The organism is Paenibacillus odorifer, assembly GCF_000758725.1.
GTDB classification, from domain to species: Bacteria; Bacillota; Bacilli; order Paenibacillales; family Paenibacillaceae; genus Paenibacillus_AQ; species Paenibacillus_AQ odorifer.
Map to the genome: position 1 here is coordinate 3,967,059 of NZ_CP009428.1, position 15,082 is coordinate 3,982,140.

Annotated in this window: 12 protein-coding genes; 1 reads left to right on the plus strand and 11 read right to left on the minus strand. The window is 45.8% G+C overall.

What is annotated here, in order from left to right; genetic code table 11:
* Nucleotides 1-3: 3 nt before the first annotated feature.
* The 3 genes from PODO_RS17210 to PODO_RS17220 form a co-directional block, all read right to left on the minus strand.
* Nucleotides 4-1,059: an LLM class flavin-dependent oxidoreductase gene (locus tag PODO_RS17210; protein ID WP_038571758.1), complete on the minus strand. Its 1,056-nt coding sequence runs from the start codon at nt 1,057-1,059 to the stop codon at nt 4-6.
* An 853-nt stretch (nt 1,060-1,912) separates the two neighbouring features.
* Nucleotides 1,913-3,031, minus strand: a complete 1,119-nt coding sequence (locus PODO_RS17215) for an acyltransferase family protein (RefSeq protein ID WP_052097105.1) — start codon at nt 3,029-3,031, stop codon at nt 1,913-1,915.
* A gap of 27 nt (nt 3,032-3,058) precedes the next feature.
* Nucleotides 3,059-4,003: an NAD-dependent epimerase/dehydratase family protein gene (locus PODO_RS17220; RefSeq protein WP_036688229.1), complete on the minus strand. Its 945-nt coding sequence runs from the start codon at nt 4,001-4,003 to the stop codon at nt 3,059-3,061.
* Nucleotides 4,004-4,104: 101 nt separating this feature from the next.
* On the opposite strand from PODO_RS17220, the gene PODO_RS17225 reads away from it, so the two are divergent.
* A complete protein-coding gene (locus tag PODO_RS17225; protein ID WP_038571769.1) occupies nt 4,105-5,751 on the plus strand; it encodes a glycosyl hydrolase family 28-related protein in 1,647 nt (548 codons plus the stop codon).
* Between the two features lie 6 nt (nt 5,752-5,757).
* On the opposite strand, the gene PODO_RS17230 is transcribed toward PODO_RS17225, so the two are convergent.
* From PODO_RS17230 to PODO_RS17265, 8 genes are all read right to left on the minus strand, one after another.
* Nucleotides 5,758-6,924 (minus strand): DegT/DnrJ/EryC1/StrS family aminotransferase, encoded by a 1,167-nt coding sequence (locus PODO_RS17230; protein ID WP_038571770.1) that lies wholly within the window; start codon nt 6,922-6,924, stop codon nt 5,758-5,760.
* Nucleotides 6,921-8,054, minus strand: coding sequence for a GNAT family N-acetyltransferase (locus PODO_RS17235; RefSeq protein WP_038571771.1), 1,134 nt, complete (start codon nt 8,052-8,054; stop codon nt 6,921-6,923). Before PODO_RS17235 ends, PODO_RS17230 begins: the two co-directional genes overlap by 4 nt.
* Nucleotides 8,047-8,844, minus strand: a complete 798-nt coding sequence (locus tag PODO_RS30095) for a GNAT family N-acetyltransferase (RefSeq protein ID WP_051491570.1) — start codon at nt 8,842-8,844, stop codon at nt 8,047-8,049. The genes PODO_RS17235 and PODO_RS30095 overlap by 8 nt, the downstream gene beginning before the upstream one ends.
* Nucleotides 8,841-9,455, minus strand: coding sequence for a sugar transferase (locus PODO_RS17245; RefSeq protein WP_036689052.1), 615 nt, complete (start codon nt 9,453-9,455; stop codon nt 8,841-8,843). The genes PODO_RS30095 and PODO_RS17245 overlap by 4 nt, the downstream gene beginning before the upstream one ends.
* A gap of 36 nt (nt 9,456-9,491) precedes the next feature.
* Complete coding sequence (locus PODO_RS31975; protein WP_244886348.1) at nt 9,492-10,610, minus strand: LCP family protein; 1,119 nt, start codon at nt 10,608-10,610, stop codon at nt 9,492-9,494.
* A 3-nt stretch (nt 10,611-10,613) separates the two neighbouring features.
* A complete protein-coding gene (locus tag PODO_RS17255) occupies nt 10,614-12,524 on the minus strand; it encodes a polysaccharide biosynthesis protein (RefSeq protein ID WP_051491571.1) in 1,911 nt (636 codons plus the stop codon).
* Nucleotides 12,525-12,590: 66 nt separating this feature from the next.
* Nucleotides 12,591-13,901 carry a glycosyltransferase family 4 protein gene (locus PODO_RS17260; protein WP_052097107.1) on the minus strand — a complete coding sequence of 437 codons (1,311 nt, stop codon included), beginning with the start codon at nt 13,899-13,901 and terminating at the stop codon, nt 12,591-12,593.
* Nucleotides 13,849-15,075 carry an O-antigen ligase family protein gene (locus PODO_RS17265; protein ID WP_038571772.1) on the minus strand — a complete coding sequence of 409 codons (1,227 nt, stop codon included), beginning with the start codon at nt 15,073-15,075 and terminating at the stop codon, nt 13,849-13,851. The genes PODO_RS17260 and PODO_RS17265 overlap by 53 nt, the downstream gene beginning before the upstream one ends.
* Between the last annotated feature and the right edge of the window lie 7 nt (nt 15,076-15,082).

Sequence of the window (15,082 nt, forward strand, 5' to 3'; positions counted from 1 at the left end):
AAATTACCGATTACTTGCTTCCCAGCGCGCTACTTCTTCCCGAACACGTGGGGCCACTTCGGTGCCCAGCAGTCTAATCGCCTGCATAACATCCTCATGCGGCATCGTGCCGTGCGGCACATGTAAAAAGAATCGCGTAATTCCCACATGCTTGCGCAGATGAATGATTTTATTAGCAACAGTTTCTGGATCACCTACGTAAAGGGCGCCATCTAAGCTGCACGCTGCATCATAATCTGCACGATGGTACGGAGGTGTTCCTTTTTCCTTCGCCCGCACATTGGTCCGGGCATGCGTTGAAGGGAAAAATTTCTCCAGCGCTAACTGATTAGTCTCCGCTATAAACCCGTGTGAATGCGAAGCGATTGGAAATTTTGAAATATCATGCCCGGCTTCAGCTGCTGCTTTTTTGTAAAGCTGTACATGTGACGCATAATCCAGCGGTAGAACATTCCCTATAATCGCTAAAACAAAAGGCAAACCTAGTGATCCTGTGCGGATCGCAGACTCTGGACTTCCTGCACTCCCGATCCAAATCGGTAAAGGATCTTGAACCGGACGCGGATAAATCCCCAAATTTTCTATAGCTGCTCGGTGTTTGCCTTTCCAGGTCACTTTTTCTGACTTTTGGATGGCTAATAACAATTCCAGCTTCTCATTAAACAGTTCTTCATAATCCTTCAGATCATATCCGAATAGAGGAAAAGACTCTGTAAACGAACCCCGGCCGATCATAATCTCCGCACGTCCGTTCGAAATTCCGTCCAGCGTTGCAAAGTCCTGAAACACACGCACCGGATCGGCTGAAGACAGGATCATTACAGCACTGCTCAACCGGATCTTAGTAGTCAACGAAGCAGCTGCAGCCAGTACAACCGCAGGTGAAGATGCCGCATAATCATGCCGATGATGCTCACCTACTCCGTATACATCTAATCCCACCTCTTCGGCAAGTACAATTTCCTCCACTACTTCACGTAGTCGTTCTGCATGACTTATTGTCTCACCCGTTTGGACATCAGGTGTGGTCTCGACAAATGTGCTTACTCCAAGTTCCACTATTCATTTCCTCCTAATATTCTGCACGATGCATTATTCTCTGGATGTAAAAAACCATAAAGGGACTACCTAATTATTCTAACTAATTTAGTTCCCTTCGACTATAATCGAAGTTCATCTAATTAGATCCCCCTCACTATAGATCGGACTGAGGAGCCGTTATTTTAATAATTTCATTCATTTTGCTAAATTATCGGACTTAGATGCAGCTATTCGTGTAAAGTAGCTTCCATAATGTGTGTTTTTATGGAAATAAGCGCAATACAGTCCGAAACTATCGTAAAATCAACTAAAAAGTGAAAATAGCTGCAATACGGTCCGAACAAACAAAACCTCGTGTGAACTGACTACAATACAACAATTATACTGGGACTTTGCCGCCAATGTGCAAGAGTGTAGCTAATGTTAGGTAACGACGAAGTTAGTTTAATTGCCTCTACCGCAAACGCACAGTGTAGCTAATGCGAGGTTACGACGAAGTTTGTTTAATTGTATTTTGTGCAACTATATACGCTTTGAAGGTAGCCTTTGTGGATTTAGTTGCACTCTGTACACTTAAATACGAGCATTTGCCTCAATATGGCGGGATTCTAGAATAATAGTTGTAAAATATGCAATTAAACTGCCCCAAAGCTGCGAGCATAAGAGCTTAATTGTACTTTTTACAACTATTTTGCTTTTTTAATGAGAATTGAGAGGATGCTGCTAGTGCGATGTAATCGCGATGTAATAGCAATGTAATTAGCAATGTAATTAGCAATGTAATTAGCGAAGTAATCGCAATAAATGCAAAAACAAAAAAAAGACCACTAATCACCTAAACACAGACGATTAGCGGCCGGTCAAATCCAAGCTAGTTTGCATTCCCAATACTCGGAGTTATCGGCTTATCCAGCGATTTCGGTGGTTTGCTTGGGTTTATCCCTACGCCGATCCGACCGAATACATACGCTCCGCCAGGAATTCGATTCGCTAAATTCATTATAAGTGCCGAGCCTACCACACAACCGACAAATTGCAGCAGAACACTAAATAGTCCAAGGTTTTGCAACCCAAATGAAGCTGGAAGCTTGACGAATATAGCCAATAGCAAAGGATGAAGCAAGTATATGCCAAAAGAGTATCTGCTGCTCCATTCCAGTACACGTGGCACTTTCTTCATTTTCGATGCCACGGAGAAGAGCAGCAAAATCATGCTTAAGGCGAATAGAAGCATATCAATTCTTTTGGAGCTATGCGCCGTTATCCAGCCTTGACTATTCACGAACAGCACAAGCGCACCTGTCAGAACCGGGAGCGTGTATACCGCTATGCGGAACTTTTTTAATTTTTCCCGGAACCACAGCTCATTTCGTCCCAAGTAATAGGCTACTGTAAAGTAAAAAATCCAACCTGGTGCGAAAATCCAGTACATTTTATCCCAGAAATAATGGGCGGCAGCCGTATCTGCGGGCGTAGTAAAGTTGAAGAAACCCAAATAGATAACGTTAATAAGGAACGATACGATTAGAATAGTGCGGGGGTTAAGCCGCTTCGCATACGTCTGAAACCAGAGGAATAAAGCATAAAACTGAAAGATAATCAGTATAAAATAGCCATGGAAATCTCCAATCAGCAAATGACGCCAGAGGTAATACCAAAAAGCCTGCAGCAAAGGAATGCCGTCACTACCCGACATCTCCAATCCTTTTAGTCCTGCATACAAGGTCCCGAAAAAAAAGTAAGGCAATAAAATATACTTGATTCTTTTCTCCCAAAATCTCGCTGGAATTTCATTGGGATAGGCAAATGACAACACGAATTGGGAGATAAATACGAATACAGGTGTGCCAAACGTTAGCAGTAAACCCACCGATTCTACCCAAGGTGTATTTCCATCGTCATAAACCCGATAAAGAGCATGCAGCAGGGCTATACTTAAGCAGGCTACACTACGAAGAACGAACATTTCCGAGTTCATTTTGCGTTCCATGCGGAGTGCCCCTTTCAATGGGTGCTTTTAATGATCTACTGCGCTTCCTACACTTAAGCGGTCAGTAATTGTTTTTTCCAGCCCGGTATGAAAGTTATGGTTAGGGAACCAAGACAATAATTCCTGGGCTTTTTGATTGTTTAAATAGCTATGGAGAATATCCCCCGGACGAGGATCCGCATAGGTTGTCAGGAAATCCCGACCCGTGATGTCCCCTAATATCCGAACCATCGTATTTATCGAGGTTGGTATTCCGCAGCTAATATTCATCGTCTCATTATTCACTCTGCCGTCGGTCTGAACCGCATCAACGAACGCCTGCGCCACATCCTCCACATAGACGAAATCTCTAGTCTGCTCACCGTCCCCATAGATAACGAGATCCTCCCCTTGCTTTATACGATCCAGAAAAACGGAAACAACGCCAGCTTCCCCATGTGAACTTTGCCTTGGCCCATATACATTAGCGAGACGCAGTATCGTATATTTTAGCCCATGTAAGCTGGCAAACATCCGAATATATGACTCTGGTACACTTTTGGATACACCATAGCAGGACTCGGGATTTAAGGGATGCTGCTCATCAATGCTCAAATATTCCGGGTTCCCATAAACCGCTGCCGATGAGGCATAAACTAGCTTTTGAACCTGATGGATCTCGCACATGCGCAGTACATTCAGCGTGCCAACAATATTCACATTCGCATCAAATAACGGGTTCCGCTGTGATTCTCTGACGTCGATCTGTGCAGCCAGATGAATGACTGCGTTTGGCTTTTCAAGGCTAAAAACCTCATGCAAAGTCTCATCCCGAATATCGTACTTATACAAAACCGCAGCAGGATTCATATAAGTCAGACCGGAGGCTCCGGATACATTATCTACAATCACAGTTTCTATGCCCTTTTTTATTAGCCGATCAACCACATGGGACCCAATAAAGCCTAACCCCCCAGTTACCAATACCTTCAAAATAAAAAACTCCTTTCGCCCGCTAAGAGTGATCTTTGTACCGTGCATTCCCCGAAAAATTCACATAAAATACAAAATCAAAGTATAAAGGAGTGAAGTATATGGCTACTGCCCCTATTCCAGACAGCTCGGTGACTACGTCCATTCTTTCTGATGGTGCGGTCACATCTATTAAATTAGACCCTGAGACTAACGGTTATGTGAACGTCCGATCGTACGGCGCTGTAGGAAACGGTATCAAGGACGATACAGTAGCGATTCAAAATGCTATCAATGCGGGAAACGCCAAAAACAAAGTAGTAATCTTTCCTCCTGGTGTATATAAGGTATCTTCGGGACGCATGCGTAACCCCTCCGTCCTCGACTGGTGGTGTCTTCGAATTCCGGCCAAAACGAATTTAAGCTTTGAAGCCGGCTCCAAACTTGTGCTTGCCCCGAATCCACCCTCAGACACTAGGGTTCTAGTCATCTTAAATGCCTCAAATATTACAATCGCGGGAACCCTTGAAATTGATGGAAGTGCATCGACTGTTAAAACAGCCGTCAACGATCAGCTTCACGGCTTGTTCATTTCTTCTTCGCAAAATATAACGATAGAGTCAGTGTACTCTCACGATTGCTATGGGGATAATATCTTCATTGGGGGGACAGAAGAAATCCCCTCCGTTAATGTGCACATCGGATATGCACGCTGTGAGACTGCTGGACGAAAGAACTTTGTGGTCCATTTTGTAGACCAGCTTCATGTCAACAGAGCAGTCCTGAATAATAGCCGCGGTGGCGCACCGGGTTTTACTGGCGCTAACTCTCTCGATCTTGAACCCGACGTCTTTAAAGGAACGCGCAGCTTTTATCAGCGATTCGACTCCTTGACAACCATTGGTTTCGGTAACGATCTATCAGCAGGGCTTACAGATGCTATCGCTAGACTCTGGACACTCGACATCGGTTCACTAGATATGCGTGTAAGCGGATCGGTAAGTCCAGCCTTACTGTCCTATGGATTGACGCTGAAAATCAATCATTTGGCTATCCGCTCCACCGATCACAAAGCTAGCTTCGGCCTACAGACGATCTATTCACAATTTATTGATATCGCTAGCGCCAAGTTCGATGGCATCGGAGGCCCTGCGATCTATGCAGCGTTTAATGCTGCCGGAGGTAAACCAAGATTGCATATCGGTTCGTTAGGAATGTACGGCTCGGGTTCCACCTTAGCAAGTGGTGTCCGAATCGACGGAGGAGATCTTTATGTGGGGACGATAGATGCACAGGATTTAACGGGCAATACCTTGCATTTATTCACAACGGAGTCTGACGCAATGGCTACTGTCGACAATATGATCGTCCGCAATAGCGGAACCAATCAGGTAGTGCTAGTCTCTTCTTACGGTGCAGCTAAACCGTCTCTGCGCCTCAATAATGTAGCGGTGTTTGATACCCGAGCAGTGAAGGTAAAGCGAATTCTAGAATTCGAAACACTAATCGGCATGCAAGGCACATCACTAGGCACCTTGTATAATCCTTATTCGCTTCTTGAATGGTTCTCGACCTACGGTAACTTCAAACGGGCCATTCGCCTCACTGGCGGGGCAGTGTTGCCCGCAGTGTTCATAGTGGAAGGTTCGCCCGAGGGAGTCGTAACCGCCCCAGTTGGCAGTCTGGCTATGCGAACGGATGGCACCGCACAAGCCACTTTGTATGTGAAGGAAAGCGGATCAGCTGCGAGTGGATGGAAGGCTAAATAAGATGAATCAACGGTATTGGTTACATGTCTCTATCGCATAAATGACACGTTCCAAATCCTCATCCGATAAAGAGCTTCCAGAAGGCAGACAGACACCTGTTGAAAATAATTTATCCGATACACTGTATTCCTCACTGTAAGGATAGTAGTAATTGCTCTCGAACAACGGTTGTAAATGCAGCGGTTTCCATACAGGTCTAGCTTCTATATTGTGATGTTCCAGACATGACAGAAGTTGTTGTGAAGAGAACCCTGCCACTTCTTCATCAATGGTCAGCGCACTCAACCAGTGCGTGCTGCGACAATTGCGCGCTTCCGGCATAAAATGAAGACCCGGTATGGAACCTAAACGTTCCCTATATCGCCGGCCAATAGATCTGCGACGCTCTACTCGCTCTTCAAGCAGTTCTAATTGACCGCGTCCTATGGCTGCCAACAGGTTGCTTAACCGATAGTTGTATCCCATTTCGGAATGTTGATAATGAGGGGCAGTGTCTCGGGCTTGCGTAGACCAGAAGCGCGCTTGCTCTAGGGCTTCGGTATCGTCAGATACGAGCATGCCCCCACCTGAGGTCGTAATAATCTTATTTCCGTTGAAAGAATAGATTCCGAATTGGCCCCAGGTTCCGCTGGCCTTGCCTTGGTAGAAAGCACCCAGTGATTCGGCAGCATCCTCAATCAAGGTAATTCCATATCGGTTAGCTATTTCTACAATGGGCTCCATGTCTGCGCTTTGTCCGTATAAATTGACGACAACAGCCGCTTTTGGCAGCAGCCCTTTGTCATTCAAATCTTGGCAGGCCCGCTGAAAAGCTAGCGGACACATGTTCCAGGTCTCAGGCTCTGAATCGACAAATACGGGGGTGGCCCCCAAATATAAAATAGGATTGGCGCTAGCTACGAACGTGAGCGTTGAACAGATCACGTAATCTCCTTGTGTGACACCGGCTAGACGAAGTGCGAGATGAATCGCCGCCGTGCCAGAGCTTAACGCTAGTGCACCCTTTGATCCTGTGTAGGCGGCCATCTCCCGCTCGAACGCATCGACTTGCGGACCAATAGGAGCAATCCAACCAGAGTGTATAGCGTCCTCCATGTAGACCTGCTCACGTCCACTAATATGCGGGGGGGATAACAAGATTCGTGGCAAAATGCTCGTTTGACGAATGCTCATGCGAGGCTCCTTTCTCCATTTGGACCGATTTCTCCAGATGGAATACATATCATATCGAGTTCTGGATGCCGATAGAGCGGAAAGTAACTTCCTGATACTCTAGTGTCACAAAAGGATATGATCCGCTCATACAACTCTGGAAAAAAAATTCGTTTACCTAAGTAATAGTCAAGGGGTTCCAGTTGTGTCGCGAATCTATGCTTGAATTGAAATAAGTCGTCATTCCCCTTATATCCCCCGCCAAGATGAAAACGTTCAAAGCCATTTTCCATCCCCCACTTGGCTGCTGCGTGAATTAGCAATTTGGTAGGTGACCACTGCAGATAGGCGCGATCCCAACCACATAGGTGATAATGCATCCACGGTCGTTCATGTAACACGATGCTGGTTGCCACCGTTTTCTCCCCAACCATAGCTTCGAATAGCTCTACTCTCCCCTCAAGTAGATAACTAGTATCTTCTATAAATTTTTTGGGGAAATAATAAAAAGAATCCGCCTGTAAATCATTTAGTGTTCCGTAATACAATTCACTGAAGGACTCAATACGATCTTTCAGATTGGAATTCCGAATTGTAAAGGGCGCAGACTTTATTTTGTGAATATTCCGTTTATGATTGCTGCCATAATGCCGGATGAGCTCTGCCTCCGAACCCACAGTCAAATCAATATATATTGTATTTCTATTCCACTCAGTGGTCAGACCGCTTTGATATTCCGTAGCGTTGCCAATCAAGGGATGAAATCTTACAAACTCGGTCATGATCTTTTTCTCTCTACAGTAATCCGTGAACGTTTCACTGAATTGCCGGTACAGCTCACTTCGTTCGGCTCCTGGAGGGAGATTCGATATCGGTCCCCCGTATCCATAAGGTGTACTAATGTCGTACCAATCACCTTCAAGCCCCAGTTGGATTACAGCAGGAAGATGGCTTATGGAACGAAGCAAGTAAGGATAAATGATGAGCTGGTCTCCCTGCTTGAATACAAACAGCTCTGCCTGCTGGTGCTCTCCGTCCTCAAACAGCCGAAAAAACGCTGAGGAGAAATAGATATCCTTCGTCTCTAACTGGTTCAAATAGGCATCCCATTCCTCTGAACTAGAGCTGCCTAGCACGATGAAGTTACTCATACAACACCTCTTGATTCTCCAATATTTTGATCATACGTATACTTTCAGTGCTTAAGATTAGCTCGGGGTCTCGCTCACGCAAATAAGCATCTGAAGAAAGCAACAGCAGCCTTTTCTCCCGGTCTAAATCCATTAATACGTCTGTCAAAAGATTGCAGCCACTCCACCCTCCACTTTGCAGCTGGATACGATAATACTGTTCACCTAACCGGCCCACTACTGAAGTCTCTTCCTTCGTTCTAATCTTAAGAGAAGAGAATCCATACTTTTGATGATGTGCTTCTGCCATCGGGTAATCATCTATGATGTACGCCAATGCTTCTCTATCCCTATCAATCGCTGGAGCCAAATCTCTTACATACCAGTAAGTCCGGCCTTCCTCTGCAAAACCAAGCCGCAAATACCAAGCATGAGCTTGCTCATTCCACGAAAATACATCAAGTGCCAGCTTCGAAATGCCATCCTTTTGGGCTAACGTCTCCCCGTAGGCCATAAGCTTGCCGCCGATGCCGTCTTTTCGATAAGCTGCGTCCACATTCAAGTTATTCAGAACCAGCATCTGCTCCATTCTTCTCCATTCAGCGAATCCAATAAGAAGATCTTCAGAATAGGCACCAATCAGCAGTGTTGCTGAATGGCTTCCGCATTTACATGCTGCTTTCAAATATTCGGGATAACCGCCACAGGCGAATATGGTTTGATTGTAGACCGACTCTGGCAAGTTGCTCTGTAAGAGCCGGCATGCAAGGTGAATATCATCTTCCTGAAGCGGACTAAACCGCAAATTCATGCCGACCCCTCCTTTTGGTTCATTCTGTACTCATCGAGCGGCAGACTATGCTCACCCGGATTGGCCACAACGTCATCTTGGCGGATAACCTTCAGCACAGTTTTACATAAGATCAACGCATCTAATCTAAAGCTCAGCTTCTCAACATAGGTAACGTCATAGGAGAGCCGCTGTTTCCATTCCGAAGTATTACGTCCAGATACCTGCGCCAATCCCGTGATTCCGGGTCTTACAGTGAATCGCAGCCGCTCCCGTTCAGAGTAATGCGGGCTGTAACGGATGAGCAAAGGTCTTGGTCCGATCAGGCTCATTTCTCCCTTCACAACATTCACTAATTGCGGCAGCTCATCCAGACTCAGCTTTCGAATCAATCCGCCGAATTTGATATAACGCCGAGCATCCGATAACGGCTGGCCTTGCGCATCATACATTTCAGCCATGGTTCGAAACTTGTAGATGTAGAAGGGTCTTTCTCCCATGCCCGGCCGCTGCTGCTTGAACAAAATAGGACTTCCCAACTTTATCCGAATCAGCAACGCCACTACAGCCATGACCGGACTAAACACACCTAACATAAAGATCGCTCCCACCAAATCGAAGCCCCGCTTCATATGGCGATACATGGTAGTCATCCCCCCGCCTTTCTCTTATTCCGTAAAAAGACGTTCTGTGAGTGACTTTACCTCTTCCGAATTAGCACTCCAGTAATACACTTTAGTTCGGACGAGCGGATCTAGAGCAGAGCTGTTATGGCCAGGAATCTGTTCGTAAGCAAAATCCGCGGAATCCATTCCCTTGAATAGCCAAGCTAAGCTCATCAAATCACTGTCACTAAAACTCGTATCAATAATGTCTTTCTTTTCACGCAGTAGCAGTCCAGCTAGATCAGGAATATGCTCCGGACTTAATAGCTTTTTGGCTACAGCCCGAACGATATTGAATTGCTCCCGTTGGCGGCTAAAGTCACCCTCCGGAGTCGAGTAGCGCTCCCTTGCTAAATAAAGCGTGTGGGCACCATCCAGATGCTGCTCACCTTTCTTGATGGTGATCTCCGGAGTGATGGTCACATCCTGATCAATTAGCATATCGATCCCGCCAATCGAATCGATGAAATCACGAACACCGGAGAAGTTCGTCTTGATGTAGTAATGAATAGGAATATTCATAAAATCACTAACGGCTTGAATCAGTGTCAGCGTACCCTGCTGATTCCCACCCTTTGTCTCACCAACGATATGTGCATGATTGATCTTGGTATAGCCGACATTCTGCACATAAACCCGCGTGTCCCGCGGCACAGATACGATATTAACCTTCCGTTGATCCGGCATCACATGGGCAACCATGATCGTATCTGCCCGCGAGCTTTCTCCGCCCCAAGTGTCTGTTCCAATTAGCACTACATTAAAGGATGAGCTTTTCTTGTCTGCTGGGGATATCGCCGCAGCTGGAGTTTGTGTAGGCGTTGTTAGGATAAGCTCATCCGTTTGCGCTTGTGGGGCTGGTGTGCTGAGCGACTGTACCATCTCTTCATTGTCCGTAACCACATTAGAGCTAGGGATCGTCAAGGGGTTAAGAATCGCCTTGTTAAAACGATGCTCTGGATTCAATATCCCTCCAATCCAGATCCCCCCAACTACAACCACAACAAGAATAACAATCAGGCTGTATCGTCCCACCCGCCGCATGCGTGAACGTTTACCTGTAATTGGCTTGTCGCGCTTGCCCCATAATCTTGTCATCCATGAATACTTAGTCGACTTCATAGGTCAGATTCCCGCATGAACTTCGGATTTAATGCGTTCAAGATCATGTGTGCCCACCTGCGTTTCTTCCTGAAAACCCGAATAGCTTGGAATTAGCTGCTTTAGCAGTTTTTTGATCTGATGACTGCTTGGCATCAGTTCATACCGTTTGCACAAGTTCTCCAGAACCCCCAACACCAAATTCAGTTCAGATCTGGAGACACTTTGCGGGCGGCTAATCATAATACGGTAGTTGTTAGTGACCAATAACCCTTCTTCTTCAGTCAAAAGCTCCTCAAACAATTTTTCTCCAGGACGAATGCCAGTGACCACAATGGGAATATCTTTGTCAGGCTCGAGACCCGACAAGCGGATTAAATCCCTCGCTAGATCGTATATACGAACTGGCTTACCCATATCCAGCACAAACACTTCTCCCCCTTGTGCCAGCACACTTGCTTGAATAACCAACTGTACCGCTTCGGGTATCGTCATGAAGTAACGCACCATATCCATATGTGTAACCGTCACCGGGCCGCCGTTTTCGATTTGTCTTTTGAATAACGGAATGACACTTCCCCTACTGCCCAGCACATTACCAAAACGTACAGCAGCAAAAACCGTCTTGCTTAAGGAATTCTGATCATTAATGATCATTTCCGCGGCTCGTTTCGTGGCACCCATAACACTGGTAGGATTAACCGCCTTATCCGATGAGATGAGGATGAACCGTTTAGCGCCATATTTAGCACTCGCTTCCGCTACATTCCTTGTGCCGATCACATTATTTTTAACTGCCTCTACTGGATTCATCTCCATAAGAGGAACATGCTTGTGAGCAGCGGCATGATACACAATGGAGGGGCGGAATTTTTGAAAAACGTTATCAATCCGCGATACATCCTGAATGTCCGCTATAATGGGATGAATGATCTGATCGGGATATAACTGCCGCAATTCTTGTTCAATAAGATAAATGCTATTTTCTCCATGCCCCAAAAGCAGCATTTCCTTCGGACGGTACGCAGCCAATTGCCGGCATAACTCCGAACCAATTGAACCGCCTGCACCGGTGATGAGAATACACTCGCTTCCCAAATTCTCACGAATCTCTTCCGTATTAATTTCTATTGGGCTTCTCCCCAGCAAATCATTTACGGATACTTCACGGATCATGTTAATGGCCATTTTCCCGTCCAAAATATCGGTCATACTGGGCATTAACTTGATCTGAGCTTTGGTAGATTTGCAGATTTCGATGATCTCCAGTAATTCCTTTTGTGGAGCCGTAGGCAAAGCGATGATAATGAACGAAATATCCAGCTGCTCGACTGCCTGGGGAATGAAGTTACGGTTACCGACAATCGGTAACCCCATAAGCTCCAGCTTGCGCTTTGAGATATCATCATCTATGAAAGCGACTGGGTTCATGAATTTAAATCTTGAATGCTTGATATCTTTGGTAACGAGGATGCCTGCTTTCCCTGCCCCTACGATTAGCAGATTGCCTTCGGATGAACCCTTTGCCCCCGCTGTTTCAAATCTATCGTTGATGAGACGGTTTACTAAACGTAAGCCGGCAATGCCGAGAAATACGTATCCCGCTGCAAAATAAATCGAAATCGGCAATCGATAAGAAGGGACGAATACATGCGTAGATACATTGACAGCGACCACTCCACAGAGTGTTAAAGCACTCACTTTTAGCAGCTGCAATAACTCACCTATACCGGTGTATCGCCAGATATTGTTATACACCTTGAATCCAAATGAGAACGTTGCGTACACCATAATGTGAATGAGTATCGCCCACGGAAGCATCCACATGTACTGCTCAGGGATTTGAAAATCAAACCGAAGTAAAAACACAAGCCACACTGAAGCCGCTATAATTCCCGCATCCAACATGACTAAACGTACGATCCGCATTTTCATCACTTCTTTCTCCCTAATTAACTAATTATTCGTTTATTCGTATGTTGTCTTATATGCGAGAATGAATTATCTATCTGCTGTCAGACCCGGTTGTAATTCAGACGGAAATGGCTTTATCCCTGGTTCATTCAGCGCTTCTATATAAATCGAGTCCATTTCACAAAGCACCGCAGGCAATCCATAGCGAATAATCCTGTCCTTATTCGCTTTCCCCATTGCTGCGGTCAAAGCTGCGTCCGCTCGCAGTTGAACCAGTGCTTTTGCCGTAGCAGCAATATCATCTACTGGAACCAACATGCCCGTTGACTCATGCTCAATCAAATCGCGAATGCCCCGAATATGTGTGCCGATCACGGGTTTACCTGCTGCCATCGCCTCCATAATCGCCCGGGGTAACCCCTCGCGATAGGACACGAGTGCCGCAACATCACACGCTTGTAGCAAATCCGGTATATCTCTTCGAAACCCCAGAAAATGCACCTGATCCCTAACCCCTAACCGAGTAGCAAGTTCTATAAGAGTTTGCTCGAAAGGACCTGTACCTGCGAATGCTAGATGAATATCGCTTGCTTGATCACCCAAATGATGTAGTGCTTGGATCAACTGTTTTTGGTTCTTGTTAGCATTTAACTCAGCGACGCAGAGAACAACGAATGAAGGATTATCATTGTATCTCTTAGGTAAATCAAATAGCTGGCGACGACTTTCCCCCTTCATTTTTGCAACTTCATTATCCCTCTCACCGCTACCGTATACCTGAAGATCAAGCCCGACTCCACTCACATAAGTTACTTTTTTTCGCACAGGGAATTTTTGAGCGCGCTCATAATCTTCACTATTGATAGTGATCAGCACATCCGTCCAACGGGCCATCAAATACTCCAACGGATAATAAAGCATCCAGTTCAGAAGAGGAGCACCTTTAAAAAAATGAAAACCATGAGCTGTATACAATAGGCTGGGGACACCTGTTCTATGGGCTGCAATCCGTCCGAGAATCGAAGCCACTGGTGTATGTACATGGACGAACTGAAATTTTTCCGCTTGGAAGCTTTTAGTTAAGATCCGCAGAGCCGTCCAATTCTTCAACTGTAAAGGACTTCGTTGTATAGGTACATCGTGACATACAATTCCCCGCTGTTCCAAGCGCTGTCTGGCTTCGCCCGGCTGAGCGTAAGCATGGACTTCACACCCTTTTTGCTGCAATAACACCATGTAAGGTAAATGAAAACTCTCGAAATGCCCATATATGGAGGCTACAAAAGCAACCTTTGCTTGTAAGCCGCCCTCAGCTGGGATACTCCCGATGTCCTTACTTGAGCTTTTATTGAGGTTGCTCTGCTCGTTGTCGAAGCTTGCGCCCAGTTGGCCTTTCAACGTGTTGGGTTCGATAGGGCATCTCTCCTTTCAGGTTTTTGTCTGTTAACCGGATGCAAGCTCCGTTCATCGCCATCATGAACCACCAATACCGCTGGAATAACGCCTCAATGCCCATCGATAACCCAATCATCGCCGCATGGGACAGCAGCAATGCCATAATAATTGGTCTATGAATCGGATCTGCTGCACGATAAGAACGGATACCCACAATGAAGAACCAAATCATAAATCCGCCATATACAATCAAGCCCAATAAGCCGAATTCAGTCAAAAACCATATAGGGGTGTTGTGGATAATAATGCGCAGTTCGTAATTATAGGAACCAAGCCCAATGCCTAATAACGGACTTTGTGCGATCCAATCCACCGCTTTGTCAATGATGTCAAGACGCGACTGAATCTGCGAAGGTCTGCTGGACATAGACTCCAGTACATTTAGATAAGCGGTGCCTTTATACAGCAGCAGAGCTATAAAAGCCACCCCAAACCCCATACCGATCTTGATCAGTCTGGACGGTTTGGTAATCAGAAGTGTAAGTAATACTAGGAACAGACCAATCCAAGACGAGCGCGAGAAGGTCATTATAATGCCCCCGGCTAAGCTTATCGTCGCTAGTACGCTGACCCATCCCCGCAGCAGCTTTATCTTCTCCCCACTCGTCATGATATGAATGGCAAAAGCCGTCACCAGCAATCCCCCGTATGCATTGGGATCAATTAACATGCCGGACAACCGCCCGTCTTGCACCATGAACGGAACCTTTACTCCGCTGAAAAAAGCGAATAGGGCAACAACATTTAAGAGCAGCACACTGATCAGGAAAAATCGGAGCATTTTATATAACCGTTCCCAGCTATCTGCTGCTTGCACAAGCATGATGTAGGTCAACAAAAGGAGAATAAATCCAATATCTTTTTGCAGCAGGGCGTATTGAGTAATGAAGCCGTTGCGCCAAATGGATACAAAGGAAGCTAAAACAAAAATGAACAGCATGCCCCAATGCCATGAACTGAATATCCTCCGGTCCAATTTGAGATGGAATCCAGCGGCAAATAAACCTAACATTAAGAAGAGATCCGACGGGGCGATACGGAAGGCTCCCCCAAAATCAATCTGCGCCGGAAGGCATATGATGTACCCCATGACCGCAAACAGAAATAAATTGTGCATGGTGTAG